At 62.9% G+C, this 16244-nt stretch carries 12 protein-coding genes; 8 read left to right on the top strand and 4 right to left on the bottom strand.

Annotation, left to right across the window (positions count from 1 at the left end; genetic code table 11):
- Positions 1–165 precede the first annotated feature (165 nt).
- The 7 genes from QWY74_RS11665 to QWY74_RS11635 all read left to right on the top strand — a co-directional run bounded on the left by QWY74_RS11665 (position 166) and on the right by QWY74_RS11635 (position 8018).
- Positions 166–1743, top strand: a complete 1578-nt coding sequence (locus QWY74_RS11665; RefSeq protein WP_264825817.1) for an ABC transporter substrate-binding protein — start codon at positions 166–168, stop codon at positions 1741–1743.
- A gap of 162 nt (positions 1744–1905) precedes the next feature.
- Positions 1906–2952 (top strand): ABC transporter permease, encoded by a 1047-nt coding sequence (locus tag QWY74_RS11660; protein ID WP_264825816.1) that lies wholly within the window; start codon positions 1906–1908, stop codon positions 2950–2952.
- The gene (locus QWY74_RS11655) at positions 2949–3890 is read left to right on the top strand and encodes an ABC transporter permease (protein WP_264825814.1); all 942 of its coding nucleotides are present in this window, start codon (positions 2949–2951) and stop codon (positions 3888–3890) included. The genes QWY74_RS11660 and QWY74_RS11655 overlap by 4 nt, the downstream gene beginning before the upstream one ends.
- A 4-nt stretch (positions 3891–3894) precedes the next feature.
- Positions 3895–4914 carry an ABC transporter ATP-binding protein gene (locus tag QWY74_RS11650; protein ID WP_264825813.1) on the top strand — a complete coding sequence of 340 codons (1020 nt, stop codon included), beginning with the start codon at positions 3895–3897 and terminating at the stop codon, positions 4912–4914.
- Complete coding sequence (locus QWY74_RS11645) at positions 4914–5957, top strand: ABC transporter ATP-binding protein (RefSeq protein ID WP_264825812.1); 1044 nt, start codon at positions 4914–4916, stop codon at positions 5955–5957. Before QWY74_RS11650 ends, QWY74_RS11645 begins: the two co-directional genes overlap by 1 nt.
- 127 nt (positions 5958–6084) lie before the next feature.
- A complete protein-coding gene (locus tag QWY74_RS11640) occupies positions 6085–7017 on the top strand; it encodes a LysR family transcriptional regulator (protein WP_290314377.1) in 933 nt (310 codons plus the stop codon).
- Positions 7014–8018, top strand: coding sequence for a hydrolase (locus QWY74_RS11635; protein WP_290314376.1), 1005 nt, complete (start codon positions 7014–7016; stop codon positions 8016–8018). The genes QWY74_RS11640 and QWY74_RS11635 overlap by 4 nt, the downstream gene beginning before the upstream one ends.
- On the opposite strand, the gene msrA is transcribed toward QWY74_RS11635, so the two are convergent.
- From msrA to QWY74_RS11615, 4 genes are read right to left on the bottom strand one after another with little or no spacing between them, the layout of a single operon-like run.
- A complete protein-coding gene (gene msrA / locus QWY74_RS11630) occupies positions 7999–8613 on the bottom strand; it encodes a peptide-methionine (S)-S-oxide reductase MsrA (RefSeq protein ID WP_290314375.1) in 615 nt (204 codons plus the stop codon). The two genes, QWY74_RS11635 and msrA, sit on opposite strands and share 20 nt — an antisense overlap.
- A gap of 44 nt (positions 8614–8657) precedes the next feature.
- Complete coding sequence (tamB, locus tag QWY74_RS11625; RefSeq protein WP_290314374.1) at positions 8658–12713, bottom strand: autotransporter assembly complex protein TamB; 4056 nt, start codon at positions 12711–12713, stop codon at positions 8658–8660.
- 11 nt (positions 12714–12724) lie between these two features.
- Complete coding sequence (tamA, locus tag QWY74_RS11620) at positions 12725–14581, bottom strand: autotransporter assembly complex protein TamA (RefSeq protein ID WP_264825807.1); 1857 nt, start codon at positions 14579–14581, stop codon at positions 12725–12727.
- A gap of 30 nt (positions 14582–14611) precedes the next feature.
- Entirely contained in the window at positions 14612–15424 is an 813-nt protein-coding gene (locus QWY74_RS11615) for a coiled-coil domain-containing protein (RefSeq protein ID WP_264825806.1), read from the bottom strand.
- A gap of 247 nt (positions 15425–15671) precedes the next feature.
- Here QWY74_RS11615 and QWY74_RS11610 point away from each other — a divergent pair, with 247 nt between their 5' ends.
- Positions 15672–16241 carry a Fe-Mn family superoxide dismutase gene (locus tag QWY74_RS11610; RefSeq protein WP_264825805.1) on the top strand — a complete coding sequence of 190 codons (570 nt, stop codon included), beginning with the start codon at positions 15672–15674 and terminating at the stop codon, positions 16239–16241.
- The last annotated feature ends 3 nt before the right edge of the window (positions 16242–16244 follow it).

Genomic DNA, 16244 nt, shown 5'->3' with positions numbered 1-16244 from the left:
TTTGCCGCGCGGTTATTCACGCAACGCATGACCACGTATCACATTTTCGATTGTGCTTTTCCTGCCGATCTCTCTATGTTGAGTAATGGACCACAATGGTGGATACGCCCTAATACAGGTCCCGGGCTTGAAACCGATAACAATTCACCTGGCATGGAACGACACATGACAATCAAGAAGACTTTGCTGGCCAGCGTCATCGGCACCGCCATGACCTCTGCTGCCTTCGCTCCGGCTGCCCTGGCGGAAAATACCCTGCGCATGGCCTATGATGCCGATCCAGTTTCCCTGGACATTCATGAGCAGCTGTCCGGCGGGATCCTCCAGCTTTCGCACATGACCTTCGACCCCCTAGTGCGATGGAACAAGGACCTGGAGATCGAGCCCCGTCTGGCGACTTCATGGGAGCAGGTCGATGACACCACATTGCGCATGAGCCTGCGCGAAGGTGTCGAATTCCACAGCGGCAATGCGTTCACAGCGCAGGACGTGGTCTGGACCATCGAACGCCTGAAGCGCAGCCCGGACTTCAAGGCGATTTTCGAGCCCATCGAGAGTGTCACGGCGGTCGATGAACACACCGTCGAGATCAACACCCATCAGTCCTACCCACTCCTGCTCAACCTGGCGACCTACATCTTCCCCATGGATAGCGAGTTCTACTCCGGGGAAGACAGCGATGGTGACGCCAAGGACGAGATCGTCAAGAACGGCAACTCCTATGCCTCGCGCAACGTCTCTGGCACCGGTCCGTTCGAGGTCACCGAACGCCAGCAGGGGGTACGCGTGGCCTTCGAACGCAACGATGCCTACTGGGACGAGGAGTCACCGGGCAACGTCGACAAGATCGTGCTCAAGCCGATCGGCGAGAATGCCACCCGTGTCGCCGCCCTGCTTTCCGGCGACGTCGACTTCATTGCGCCGGTGCCGCCCAATGATCTGGAGCGCGTGCGCAATGACGACAATACGCAACTGGTCACCATGTCGGGCACGCGCATCATCTTGTTCCACATGAACCAGGAGCGCGTCGAAGCCTTCCAGGACCCACGCGTGCGTAAGGCCTTTGCCTACGCCATCAATCAGGAAGGCATCGCCGACCGCCTGATGAAGGGCTTCGCGACACCGGCGGCACAGATGTCGCCAGAGGGTTATGCCGGTCACAACAGTGAGCTGGCACCCCGCTATGACGTGGAAAAGGCCAAGGAGCTGATGGCCGAGGCCGGGTACGAGGACGGCTTCTCGATCAGCATGATGGCGCCCAACAATCGCTACGTGAACGATGCCAAGATTGCCCAGGCAGTCGCCGCCATGCTGGCTCGCATCAACGTCGAGGTGGACCTCAAGACCCTGCCCAAGGCGCAGTACTGGGGGGAATATGATGATCGCGTCGCCGACATGATGATGATCGGCTGGCATGCCGACACCGAGGACACGGCCAACTTCCATGAGTACCTGACCGCCTGTCCGGACGCAGACAGTGGTGCCGGTCAGTACAACGCGGGCAATTACTGTAACCCCGAGGTCGACAAGCTGGTCTCCGAAGCCAACCTCGAGCTGGATCAGGCGAAACGCGCTGAAATGCTGCAGCAGATGGAGCAGACGCTGTACGACGAGGCGGCCTTCATTCCGCTGCACTGGCAGGACCTGGCCTGGGCCAGTGCCAGTAATGTCGACATCGAGCCGGTGGTCAACGTCATGAACTTCCCCTACCTCGGGGATCTGGTGATGGACGGCGACGAATAAGATCCTCCTGCCGATCCATGGCTCCTCCATGGGTCGGCCTTTCAACAGCTCACTGCGAGACACGCCCTTCAATCGAAGGGCGCGTTTTCGCGTGACAGGCCCTGGAACTCCGGTCTCGCGTGTCGGCCCGGAAAACAGCCCCGGAAACCATGGAACGCCCTCATGATCGCTTTTCTGATCAAGCGCCTGTTTCACGCGCTACTGGTGATGTTCGTCATCAGCGTGATCGCCTTCGCCATTCAGGACAATCTCGGCGACCCCATCCAGCAGATGGTCGGTCAGTCGGTGCCCGAGAGTGAGCGTGAAGCCCTGCGAGAAGAGCTGGGGCTCAACGATCCCTTTGCCGTACAGTATCTGCGCTTCGCCGCCAACGCCGCCCAGTTCGACTTCGGGTATTCGTACATCTTCAACGAGCCGACCACTCAGGTCATCATGCGTCACCTGCCGGCGACGCTGGAGCTGGTGGCCGCTACGACCTTCCTGATCATCGCGCTGTCGGTGCCCATCGGGGTCTACAGTGCTATCAAGCCACGCGCCTGGTTGTCACGATTCTTCATGGGCGTATCGATTGTCGGCATCTCGATACCGGTCTTTCTGACTGCCATCGTGCTTATCCAGCTGTTTGCCATCGGCGTCACCTGGACGCCCTTCCCCACGGATACCGGCTGGGGCAGCTGGCTCAATGACCTGGTAAGCACCGAAGGTGGCATGCCGGCTTACGGTCGCGGCGATCCGATTCCAGTCTTAGGCACCTGGGAGACCAACTTTGCTTCCCTGGAAGGACTGACCTATCTGGTGCTGCCGGCCATCTCTCTGGCATCGATCATGCTGCCACTCTTCATCCGCCTGATTCGTGCTGAGATGCTCGAGGTCCTGCAGTCGGACTATGTGAAGTTCGCCCGCGCCAAGGGCATATCGCCACGTCGCATCTATTTTCTGCACGCCCTGAAGAACACCATGCTGCCGGTCATCACCGTGGGTGGCGTGCAGATCGGAACCCTGGTGGCCTACACCATTCTCACCGAGACCGTCTTCCAGTGGCCCGGCATGGGGCTGATGTTCCTGGATGCCATCGAGCGCTCGGATATACCGCTGATCGTGACCTATCTGATGATCGTCGGGTTGATCTTCGTGATCACCAATACCCTGGTCGATCTGATCTATGGCCTGATCAATCCCACCGTCAAGCTGACAGGGAAACCCGCATGACCTCGCAGACGACTCGACCCGCGAGCCGTTGGGAGCGCTTTCGCGACTCCTACTTGCTCTACAGTTTCAAGCGTGACCTGATCGCCCAGGTCAGTCTGCTGGCATTCATCCTGCTGGTCACGGCTGCCGTGCTGGCCCCCTGGCTGGCGCCCATGGACCCTTATGACCTGGCGCAGATTGACATTCTGGCTTCTGAGCTGCCGCCGTTGTGGATTGACGGCAGCGACCCCACCTACCTGATGGGTACCGATGCCCAGGGCCGTGATCTGCTTTCGACCATCCTCTATGGCGCCCGGGTTTCGTTGATCATCGGCTTCGGCGCCGTGGCTATGCAGGCCACACTGGGTGTCTGCTTCGGCCTGCTGGCCGGCTACATGGGGGGGCGTGTCGATGCCTTTCTGATGCGTCTGGCCGACATTCAGCTGTCCTTCTCGACCCTGATGGTTGCCATCATTGTGGGTGCCCTGTTCAAAGCAATCTTCGGTGGTGCCACCTTCAGCACCTATGCCGTGCCATTGCTGGTATTGATCATCGGTCTGGCAGAGTGGCCCCAGTACGCGCGTACCGTGCGGGCCTCGGTGCTCGCCGAGAAGGGCAAGGAGTATGTCGATGCCGCTCGGGTGATGGGCCTGTCCAGTCGCCGAATCATGTTTCGGCATATCCTGCCCAATACGCTGTCACCGATCTTTGTCATCTCCACGGTCCAGGTGGCCAATGCCATCATCTCCGAAGCGGCCCTGTCGTTTCTGGGGCTTGGCATGCCCGAAACCCAGCCGTCGCTGGGCTCATTGATCAAGTCCGGTTTCGATTACCTGCAGTCCGGGTCCTGGTGGATCACGCTGATTCCCGGCCTGGTGCTGGTGATTCTGGTGCTGGTGATCAACCTGCTGGGTGACTGGCTGCGTGACGTTCTGAATCCGCGACTCTACAAGGGCTGAATCCATGTCTCTACTCGACGTTAACCACCTCGACGTGCGCTTTGCGCTGCGTGGCGGCGATGTCCAGGCCCTGCGCGATGTCTGTTTCAGCCTGGATCGCGGCGAACGCCTGGGCATCGTCGGCGAGTCCGGTGCCGGCAAGTCCGTGGCCGCCTTCAGCCTGCTGAACCTGATTGCCAAGCCCGGCTATATCGCCGGTGGCAGTATCCGCTTCGACGATCAGGAGCTCATCGGCGTCAGCGATCGGCAGTTGCGCAAGATTCGCGGCCATCGCATGTCGATGATCTTCCAGGACCCGATGATGACGCTCAACCCGGTGCTGACCATCGGTGAGCAGATGGTCGAGTGCCTCAAAGCCCACCGGCGCATCACGACCCGTCAGGCGCGTACCATTTCGCTCAAGCGGCTACAGCAGGTGCAGATTCCCTCCCCCGAGGCACGTCTCGATCAGTATCCGCATGAACTGTCCGGCGGCATGCGCCAGAGGGTGATCATCGCCGTCGCCTTGCTGCTCGACCCGGACATCATCATCGCCGACGAGCCGACCACGGCGCTCGACGTGACCATCCAGGCCGAGATCATGGCCCTGCTGCTCGAGCTCTGCGAGACGCATAACGTCGGGCTCATCCTGATCACTCACGACCTGGGAGTGGTCAGCCAGGTCACGCAGCGCATGCTGGTCATGTATGCCGGTCGCGTCATCGAACAGGGCCCTACTCGGGAGATCATCAATGATCCTCAGCACCCCTACACCCAGGGGCTGATCAATGCCCTGCCGCAGATGGCCACCCCGGGCGAGCGGCTCAATCAGATTCCCGGCAGCATGCCGTCGCTTTCCAAGCTGCCCTCCGGCTGTGCCTTCCACCCACGCTGCGGCTTCGTCCAGCGCAGCGATGGCACCGACCGTCAGGCCTGCCGCGAGGAAGTGCCGGCCTTTGTCACCTCCGGCAACTGCCAGGCCGCCTGTCACATGGTGGCGGAAATGATCGACAGCGAACGCATTCCGGCACAGGAGCAAGAGTGATGAATTCGAGTGCAACAGGCACGGCATCCACCGCCCCGCTGCTCAGCCTCAAGGGGCTGGAGAAGCGCTTCTCGCTGTCCGGCGATTTTCTCGAACAATTGCAGTTTAAGGGGGGCAAGCTGGTACGCCACCAGGAGCATGTTCATGCTATCAATGGCGTGGACCTGGACATTCAGCGTGGCGAGGCCCTCTGTGTGGTGGGCGAGTCCGGGTGCGGCAAATCCACCGTGGCGCGTACCGTGATGGGGCTTCTCACACCCTCGGCCGGTGAAGTCCGCTATGCCGGGGAGCGAATCGACAACATGAGCGGCAAGCAGTTGCTGCCCTATCGTCGTCGCATGCAGATGATCTTCCAGAATCCCTACGCCTCCCTGAACCCTCGCATGACCATCCAGCAGACGCTGGAGGAGCCGATCCGGCTGCACCATCCGGACTGGTCCAATCAGGCCGTCAAGGACAAGGTCAGCGAGGTCATGGAGTCGGTGGGCATCAGTGCGGATTGGGGGCCGCGCTATGGCCATGAGTTTTCCGGCGGACAACGCCAGCGCATCGCCATCGCCCGTGCCCTGGCCGTGGACCCGGAGTTCATCGTCGCCGACGAGCCTATCTCGGCACTGGATGTGTCGATCCAGGCCCAGGTGCTCAACCTCCTGATGGAGGCTCAGCAGCGACACAACCTGACCTACCTGTTCATCACTCACGACCTGGCGGTGGTCGAGCATTTCGGCACGCGCGTCGCGGTCATGTACCTGGGCCGGGTCTGCGAGGTCGCCCCGACCGCCACACTCTTTGCGCGACCCCGCCATCCCTACACACAGGCGCTGATGTCGGCCATTCCTCGGCTCGAGGATGACCGTCCGCAACACATTCGTCTTGAAGGTGAAGTCCCGACGCCGGTCCACCTGCCATCGGGCTGTGTCTTCCACGGTCGCTGCCCGCATGCCAACCAGCGCTGTCGTGACGAGATCCCCCAGCTGATCGCCACAGAGGATGGCGGCCAGGTGGCTTGTCACGGGGTGGAAGAAAACCGCATCGATCCGTGACTTTCGGGGCGGCCGGTCCCGGCGCCATTTCTGGCATAATATGCCGAGGCATGCATAGAGAGCCCGTGAACCGGGCTCTCTTGCTGATGTGTCTATCGATGCCCGCCCCTCGGCAAGAGAGCTGTCCATGGAAATACGCTGGCTGGAAGATTTCATTGCCCTGGCCCGTACCCGGCACTTCTCGCGAGCAGCGGAAGAGCAGAACGTCACCCAGCCGACGTTCTCGCGACGCATCAAGCTGCTCGAAGATGATATGGGCGCCATTCTCGTCAATCGCCAGACCTTGCCGCTGTCGCTGACACCCGAGGGAGAGGAGTTCCTGCGTCTCTGTCAGGAAGTCACGCGTCAGGTCGCGGAGACGCGTCAGCGCCTGGACAGTCTGGCAAAGAGCCAGACTGGGAAGCTGCGTCTTGCCGCGTCCCAGAGCCTGCTGGCCAATTTCTTCCCGGACTGGCTGGCCGCTCTATCGGATCCCCCCGAAATGGAGCCCTGCCTGCGAGCCACCGGCTGGTTGATCCCCGACTATTTCCAGGCACTGGGTCGGGATGAGTGTGATCTCGTCATGTGTTATTGGCCGAAGGATGACGAACCGGCAGACGTCGATACCGAGGCCTTCAGTCATCAACGGCTGGGCGACGAGCACTTGATCCCGGTTTCCCTGCCAGACCCGGATGGCCGCCCCCGTTATGCCCTGGATAACGGGGCGCGCCGCCCCCTGCCCCTGATCGCCTATCATCCAGGTTCCATGGTCAACGCAGTACTGCAGCGCCAGTTGGCCGCGCAGGGCGATGCCCCGAACTTCAATGTCCTCAACGAGAGTATCCAGAGCGGCAATATTCGTGAACTGGTGGAACTGGGATATGGCATAGGCTGGATGCCAGCGCGCAGCGTTCGCGAGGCACTCGCTGCCGGGCGTCTGGTAATGGCCGGCAGCCAACGATGGCACTTGCCGCTGGAGATTCGCCTCTACCGCCGTCGAGAGGCCTCGGGGTCAAGCCTTGACGCCCTCTGGCAGGCACTGGCACAGAGCGCAGCGGTCGAGAGCGAGCATACGTCATGACATCAGTGGACATCGACGCCGAGTTTCGGCCGGCAAGCGGACTGGCCAACCGCCATGTACAGACCCTGTTGCCGCGTACCCTGCCCCGTCCCTCACCGGGCCTGAGCCGGGAAGTGCTGGAGCTGGCTGATGGAGACTTCGTCGAGCTGAGCTGGTGTGACGGCTCGACCATTGGCCGGTACGCCCCGCTGCTGGTGGTGTTTCACGGACTGGAAGGCTCGGTGGACTCGCCCTATGCGCGACACATTCTGGCCAGCGCCGAACAGCAAGGCTGGCGCGGTGTGCTGATGCACTTCCGCGGCTGTGGTCGCTGGCCCAATCGACGACCGCGCGCCTATCACAGTGGCGATACGGCGGATGCCCGCTATCTGCTCGAGACACTCCGTCATCGCTATCCGCACGCCACCATGGCAGCACTGGGTGTGTCGCTGGGCGCCAACATGTTGCTCAAGCTGCTGGCCGAGGGAGCGGATAATCCGCTGGCTCTCGCTGGCGCGATGGCCGTGGCACCGCCGGTCGATCTGGCCGGTTGTGCCGATACCCTGCAGCGGGGCCTGGCAAGGGTCTACCAGCGCCACCTGCTGACATCACTCAAGGCCAGGGTGGCGCCTCGTCTAGCCAGTGGCGAATTGCCGCTGGGCCTTCGGGAGGCCGATCTCGAACAATTGACCACTCTACGGGCCTATGACGATGCAGTGACGGCCCCGCTGCACGGGTTTGCAGGCGCCTCGGACTATTACCAGCGGGCCTCGGCGGGCCCATTGCTACGTCACATCCGGACGCCGACCCTGATCCTGCATGCCGCGGATGACCCCTTCATGCCGCCCGGTCTCTACGACGACCTGATGCTGGGCGCCGGGATCCGCCTCGAACGGTCAAGTCACGGTGGCCATGTGGGCTATGTCGAGTGGCGGGACGGGCAACTCGCCAGCTGGCTGGCGCGTCGCGTCGGACAACAGCTCGATCAGTGGCAGGCTACCGTCAGGGAAGCGGACAAGTGACGCCGGTGCCTTTCAGTCCGCAGTAACCATTCGGGTGACGATCGAGATACTGCTGGTGATACTCCTCGGCGTAATAGAAGACGTCCAGCGGCTGGATGTCGGTCGTGATGGGTCCTCGGCCCTGCTCTTCCAGCGCCGCGGCATACGCCTCGCGGCTGTGTTGGGCCCGTTCCTGCTGATCTTCATCGAGGGTCAGAATGATCGAGCGATACTGGGGGCCGATATCGTTACCCTGACGATCTCCCTGGGTCGGATCGTGGGCCTCCCAGAAAGAGCGCAGTAGTGTCTCCAGCGAGGTCACCTCGGGATCGAAGACCACCCGCACCACTTCGGCATGACCGGTGCGGCCCGTACAGGTCTCTTCATAAGTCGGGTTGGACGTGATGCCACCGGCATAGCCCACGGCCGTGACATGCACACCCGGGAGTTCCCAGAAGAGTCTCTCCGCGCCCCAGAAACACCCCAGCCCGAGGACGATTTCCTGCATGCCCGCCGGCCAGGGGGGGACCATGGAATGCCCTGTCACTCGGTGCTGCCCGGTGATCGGCAGTGGCGTGCTGCGCCCCTGCGGCGCACTTTCCGCCTGTTGGTTCATGACGCTTTCCTCGTTGTTGCGCGAATGTGGCTTGCCTGACGAATCTATTCCAGGTCCGGCGGGTCGCCGGGCAGACTGAAGGTATAGATCAGGTCAACCGCCTGGGAAGCCCCCGAGACGGCCTCCACGTACAGATTGCGCCACAGCTTGTAGCGCAGGCTCAACTCGGCGATGGGCGAGAAGACCCCGACGCCGTAACCGACGCTCAAGCGATCGGTGAGGTTGCCACGCACGACCACCTGGCTGTCCTCGCCACTGCCGGCGGAGTCAAGCTGCAGATCCTGAATACCGAAGGCCTCACCGATGGCGCCGACGGTGCCACTGGCCTGCCCCAGGCTCACGCCGATCAGCGCCGAGGTCAAGGCGCCGTCGGCACCACCGCTGGCATCCGGGGCGCGGCCGCGCAGTACATAAGACAGGGCCCGCGACTCATCCATGGCCGGTTCGGAAAAGATCTGCAGCCGAGGGCTGGAGGCCGGACCGGAGACCTGAATACCGGCGATGACGTCATCTTCGGTACTCTCCGGATTGCGAATGGCCTCGAAATCCAGCAACGGCTCCCCGGGCGGCCCGCTGAAGTAGAGAATACCCTCACGGATGATCAAATCCTGAGCGAAGGCCCGGAAGCGACCATCCTCGAGGTTGACGTCGCCGAAGATCTGTACCGGGCCGCCTTCCTGGCGAACCTCCAGATTGCCGGCCAAACCGGTCTCCAGCCCATAGGCTGAAAGTCGCATGTCTGGCCCCAGCGACAGCGTGATACGCATGTTCATGGCCATGCCGGCCTCGGACATGGCCTCGGCCGTGGATTCCCCGGTGGCCTGAGCGGTTTCCCGGGTTTTGACCTCCTCGCGGGTGACGATGACCTCGTCCGGGCTGGATGACTGAGCCGAGGCGGGAACTTCGCCGACCTCGAGCCGAGCCCAGGGAATGCCGACGTCACCACGGATGCGCAGGCGATCGGGGTTGGCACTGACGCTAAGATCAGGAGCCAGACGCAGGCGGCCAAAACCGGACAGCGAGGCCTGCAAGGGATCTTCCACGCCGTTGATATCTATGCCAACCTGCCAGGCATCGGCGGATGGCCAGCTGGCATTGCCTTCCACATTCAGTCTGCCCTGCTCGCTGGCCACGAAACCAGCGAGCAGAGCACGGTCGCCGTTGAGATCGACACTCAGCCGGCCATCGGTCACCGAGAGCGGCAAGCCCATACCAACCGCCTGTAGTCCGCTCAACTCCAGGTTGCCATCGAGTCCGGGTTGTTGACGGTTGCCGCTGATATCGACACGCCCGCTCAGCGCCCCCTCGAGGGTCTTGACGTCGGCCACCAGCGGCCGGTAAGGGCTCAGGGCAAGCTCCTCGAGCGTCAGGTTACCGGAGAGATTGCCGGCCCCCATGGGATCGTCGATGCCCAGATCGAGGCGCACTGCGCCACTCTCGCCCAGCGTCAGCCCCAGATCGACATCGGCACGCCCCTGGTCGGCCTGCACGTCCAGCGTCAGTCCGGTACCTGGGACTGTCCAGGCCTTGCCATAGGCATCCTGCCCGGTGATATCCAGGCGGCTCTCCAGGTTGGCTTCCGCCTGCCAGGCGCTGCCAACACTGGACCACTGGGCGGTCATGCGGGCCTGGGTCTCCCCCGCCATGCGCCAACCGGCGGGCATGGTGTCATTGATCAGGTCCATGGGCAGCTCATTGATGGCCAGCACGGCATTGCCGGCATCCGCCGAGGCGGCCAGCGGCGCCTCGAGACAGAGCGAACCGCCCTCGCGACGGCGCAGGCAGAATGGCTGCGCGGTGACCGCACTACTGGCCAGATCGGCCTCGATCACCAGAGCATCCTCCAGGGCCAGCTCGCCATATCCGGTCGTCGCTTCGAGGGGTATCAGGCGGCCCTGATAGCGTTGCGCCTGTTGATCCAGACCACCTTCCAGCGCCAGGTTCAGGGAGGACAGCAGTCCCTCCGCCGGGCCACCCACATCCAGTGTCAGGCGGTGTTGTGACAACTGCCCGTCGAGGTTCAGGTCGACGCTGTCGAATGCCTGGCCCGCAGCGTCGATCCCTTCGGCGTTGAGCGCCACATCCAGGCGTGGATCCTCGAGTCCGGCCACCTCACCGGTCAGCTCGAGTCGCCTCAGGGCGTTGTCGGCGAAGGCCAGGCCATCGCCGGCGAGATCGAGCTGCAACTGAGGGGCCTCCAGACTGCCCGAGGCATCGATGCGGCCGCTCAGGGCGCCGCTGAGATCAGGGTAGAGACTGTCGAGAGCGGGCATGTCCAGCTCGGCTGCCACATCGAGCTGTTCGGGGGACACCTCGCCGCTGGCGTCGAGACGATTCTCGCCCTGGCGAAACGCCAGGGTCTGAATCTGCCAGTTCATGCGGCTATCGCCGGCCAGTTGGGCCTCGAGACTGAGCGGATATTCGGCCAGGGTGCCATCGATGGCCAGGCCGGGTACCTCTACCCGCCAGCCATCCGCATCCTGGGTGAAGGCGACATCGGCACTGCCGTTCAGGTTACCGCTCAAGCCCTCGACGAAGGGTTCAGGATTCAGGTCGTTCAGCGCGAGGCTGGCTTCCACCGCCAGCCCATCGGCCCAGTCGATGCGACCCTCGGTCGAGATCCGAGCGTCATTCATGTTCAGGGCCAAGGGTTCCCAGATGAAATGCGCCAGGTCGCCACGCCCGCTCAGCTCAACCCGGGTAGGCGGTACCTGCGGGCCCTGTGCGGCCAGCGAGACCTGGGTGCGGTAATCGGTCAGGCTACCCTGCGCCTTGAGGCTGAGTGACTCGATCCGCCAGGGTTCGCTGGTCTCCGCCGCCGTATCGGCGCTGGAGGCGTCGCTGTCGTCTTCGCCCTCACCATTCGCGGGATCGGCATTCGCTTGCGCGGTGGTCGCCGGGGTGGCGGCTTGCATACCGGGCAGTGGCCATTGCAGGCCGGGGCTCTGCAGTGACGCCTCGAACGGCAGTGTCGGGTCCAGGGCATCGAGAGTGGCGGTGAAGCGGGTCTCGATGGGCCCGGTGGTGGTCAGATCCACCTGCAGATCGGCCAGATCACCGCCGAGCCCAAGCTCGATACGCTCGCCATCCAGGGCCGGCATGCGTTGCGGCAGGTAGAGATCGCTTTCGAGACTGACGTTCAACGGGTAGTTGCCGCTCAGGGTGACCGCGGCCTCGAGGCGGGCATCCGCGGCCGAACTCGACACACTCAGCGGCTCGATGCTGATGTCCTGCCCCCGCGCCGTGACGCTCAGCAGCAACTCATCCAGGTGATAGGCAAAGGCGCCCTCCACCGCTGTATCGGTGACCTTGAGCTCCGGGACTTCCACATTGATCGGCAACGTGATGCTCGGCAGCTCGATACGCGGCTTGTCTTCCAGCGACTGATCGGCCATGCCCGCGGCCTCGGGGGCTGCCTCGGCGGGCAACGGCGAACGCACGGCAATCGAGGCATCAATGGCGTGAGCCGCCAGAGTGGGATCCTCGCGCTCGCTCTCGCCAAGGGCGAGCTGGTTGCCGGCCGACAACGGCAGGGTCAGGCGCAGATCATCCAGCCGGGTGGGTAGCAATTCAAGGGTATCGGTGCTGGCCACCGCACCGCTGCTGAAGGACGACCAGTAGAGTCGGGTGCCATCGGCCAGACGAACCTCGACATCGTCCAGGCCCAGTTCACGCAACTCGATGGGGAATGGCAGTTCGATGGGACCCGGGATGCCGCCTTCATTGCTTGCCGGGGCTTCCTCTTCGGGCGGCGCGTCGCTTTCCGAGAGGCGAACCCGCGCGCCCTCGACCTTCAAGCGATCAAGGCAGAGGCGCCCGTCCAGCAGGCAGTCCTCTGCCCAGACGAGTTTTAGCTGTTTTATGGCCACCCGGGCCGTGCCGGCCTCGAGGCTGAACTCCTCGACAATCAGGGTATCCAGTGGAGCCCCTTCGGCACTGGCGAAGTCATAGAGCTCCATGCGTTTGCCCTGATCGAGGAGCAGCCCGGTGCCCCAGGGCGACAGGGCCAGGCCCAGCACCAGAAAGACCAGTCCGATCAACCACACAGGAACAAGAATCAACAGTCGGGTCAGCGCCCAGGTCAAGCGACGAACTCTCACGTGGCGGCCTCTCAGAATTCGGGTCCGATGGAGAAGTGAATGCGAAAGCTATCTTCATGGTCGAAGGGATGCGCCACATCGAAGCGAATCGGACCAACCGGCGAGATCCACCGAACGCCCAGGCCGACGCCGGTGCTCAAGGCTTCCGGCCCCCAGTCCGAGAAGGCGTCCCCGGTATCCACGAAGGACGCCAGCCACCACTTGTCGGCTACCTTGCGCTGGGCTTCGATGCTGGCCACAAAACGCTGTTCGCCGCCCTCCAGACGGCCTTGTGAATCACGCGGCGACAGACTCTCGAAGGAGTAGCCGCGGACGCTGTTGTCGCCGCCGACAAAAAAGCGCAGGGAGGGGGGGATATCTTCAAAATCGTCGGTTTTGATGCTGCCCAGGCCGAGCCGACCGACAAGACGATTACGCTTGCCCAGCATGCGGATCCACTGGGTATCGCCATTGATACGCAGGAATTCGGCATCCGATCCCCAGGCGGAGTGTGAGTATTGCACGGTCAACTGTTGCCGGTCACCCCAGGTGGGAAAGGTCGGGTTGCGGGTGCGGGTCCGCGACCAGCGTACCCCGGGATACAGCAGGAGTACCTCATTGGATACCCCAGCCTGGGTGAAGTCCTCATAGGTGCTGCGCGCATAGAGGTACTGCTCCCAGCCATTGTCGAACTTCCAGCGGCGGCCGAATTCGACGCTGGCTTCCAGCGACTCGGTGTCGTCCTCGGACTTGTTGCGCACCCCGTATTGAAGCTCGTAGCTGTCACTCAAGGGATCTTCAAGCGGCATGGTGTAGACACCGCTGAATTTCTGCTCGGGGGCCGACACATAGAGGTCATGGTCCCAGCTGTGGCCATAGCGATTCACCCAGGGCTGATCCCAGCTGAGCCTCCCCCGCGGCCCCACATCGGTGGAGAAACCGATCCCGGCTTCGAACTGATGCCGGTCCGCGGGCGTCAGCAGCACGTCGATCGGTACGCTCGGCACCTCGCCGGCATGCAGCGCTCCCGCCGTGGTGAGCGCCACGCTGCTGAGGCGTTCGGGCGGCTCGGGTGCTGGCGGAATGCCCGACACATCCAGGGCGTACCACCAGCCGGCCGCTGCTTCGGGCAACGCCAGATCCTCCGGGCCGGCATTCAGACGGGGCCGTACACTGACCGAACCGAACCACTGGGTCTGACCGAGGTTCTGGTTCAAGCGAGCCACTTGGCTGGCCTGATAGGCGGCGCCGGGGTAAAAAGGCACCAGGCTGTTCAACCTGTCGGCCTCGATGTGATGGCCGCTGAAGTAAACCTCACCGAAATGGTAGCGGGGGCCGCTGTCGAGCCCCAGGGACAGATAGGCCGTGTTTTCCCAGGGGCGGATTTCCATGCGCCGTTGCGTGAACCGCCAGTCGAAATAGCCTCGTTGAAGTGCCAGGCCCGACAGTTTGCTGCGCAGACTGTCATAGGGCGCATGGCGGAGGATGTCACCCTTCTCCTGGGGATAGTCCTCGATGGCGTCGCTGAAGGCCGAATCCTCAGCGGCGCCCCCTTCCAGGACGATATCCAGTGCTTCGATACGCACCGGCTCGCCCTTATCGATTTCCAGGGTCACGCTGGTGGGCGCCGAGCGGTCGTCAAACCGCAGGGTCAATTGAGGGGTGTAATAGCCGTAGGGGCGCAGAGCCTGGTTGACCAGCCGGCGGACTTCACCTTCCAGACGCTCCGCCTGGTAGCCGGCGGCATCCAGACCGTCCAGGTAGACCTCGATATTGCTGGCGAGTTCGTCATCGACACCCTCTATGGTGGCATCGAGAGCGGTGGCCGGGGTGACGGCAACCAGGCAGAGTGCCCCCGCTCCGAGGCGCATGATCCGACGATTATCCATAATGCGTATATTTCCTGACTGACGTCACACTCATTGGCGCATGGATTCCAGCTGGGCACTCAACGCCAATTGTGCCTGACGCAGATCTCGCAGCTCCGTCTGCATTGCATCCAGGCGCGAATTCAAACGTTCGACCTGGGATCGGGTATCTTCTCTCGAACCGGCCAGACCTTCAATGTCGGCTTGCATGGCAGACAGACGACCCTGTGTTGACTCCAGTTCCTCGCCGAGTGATGACAGCCGAGACTCGCGTTGTTCATCGGACTCGGCCAGCCGAGACTCGTTCGACTCAACCGCGGCGGACAGCGTGCCGATGCGCTCTTCCAGAGTGGCGCGCCCATTCTCGCCGGCGCGCTCCAGCGCATCCAGCGAGCTACGCACGGCAGACAGCACTTCGTCCCGCGCCCGGGCGTCCTCTGCGAGGTTAGCCTGGAGGCGGGCAACCTCGTCCATGTCATCTGCCACGGGCACGAGGCGTTGTTCAGACCATTCGGCCAGGCGCTCTTCGATACTCTGCCCAACCTTCGCCTGCTCGTCCTCGACGCCAGCGACGCGCTGCTGCAATGACTCCAGAGCCTCACCACGCCCCTGCTCGGCATCGAAACGGGCATGCACATTGGAAAGCTCGCCGTGCAATGCTGTCAGGCGTTGCTGGACAGCCTGATGATACCACCAGCCCGTGGCGGCCAGCCCCATCAGCAGGACCAACAGCAACAGGGTCAGGGACCACAGCGGCCAGAGACGCACCCCGGGAGCATTCAGAGGGCGGTGGCCGGCCAGGCTGGCCTCCGGGTCCGGAACGATCGGTCGCTGGTACCGGCTATCTTCCGGGCGCTCTGCCATGATGGTCTCCTCGGACGATGTTACAGGTTGTAAGGCATGAAGATCCGTGTCACGAAGGTCACCGATTGGCACCCAGATGACAGGATGCCACTGCCGGAAACACTCAGCATGCTGAATAGTGTAAGGTTTTTTACCGGCGTAGCGAACGACCGGACTCAACGCTTGAGGGGTTCGGCAATTTCTCACCCCTAGTCCCCCGGCCGTCAATCTGTCACGGGTCCCGGGCAGATACCAAGAGGAGTTCTCCATGGCTTTCGAGCTGCCTGCACTGCCCTTCGAACCACATGCCCTGGCCCCCGGGCTCTCTGCCGACAGGGTCAGGGCGTTGCATGAGGGTCGTCAGCGAGCCTGTCTGGAACGGCTCAATGGCCTGCTGGACAAATCGGCCGAGGAGAGTCCCCCGCTGGAAGCCCTGATGCAGGCTTCATCCCGCGAGGTAGCCGAGCTGGCCACCGAAGCCTGGACCCTGACCTTTTACTGGCATTGCTTGGCCCCCTGGGGCGGCGGCCAACCACAGGGAACCCTGGCCACGGCCATCGACTCGCAGTTTGGCAGCTTCTGTCGTTTCAGGGATGCGCTGTCGAACGCGGCCGGCAACAACCGATCATCCGCATGGAGCTGGCTGGTGCGCGACCACCAGGGCAGCCTGGCCATCCTGGATCACCATACGCCCCTGACGGCGGGATACTGGCCCGTGCTGGTCATCGAGTCGGCGTTATCGCACCACTGCGGTGCCCCCTGTGAGAGCCACTCTGCCTACCGAAGAAGCGTCTGGGACCTACTCAACTGGTCGTTCATCGAACACAACTATTCATGACGG

Origin of the sequence: Halomonas almeriensis (assembly GCF_030409235.1) — a bacterium.
Classification (GTDB): domain Bacteria; phylum Pseudomonadota; class Gammaproteobacteria; order Pseudomonadales; family Halomonadaceae; genus Halomonas; species Halomonas almeriensis.
The sequence above is the reverse complement of the archived record's forward strand: the minus strand, read 5'-3'. Positions and strand labels throughout refer to the sequence as shown.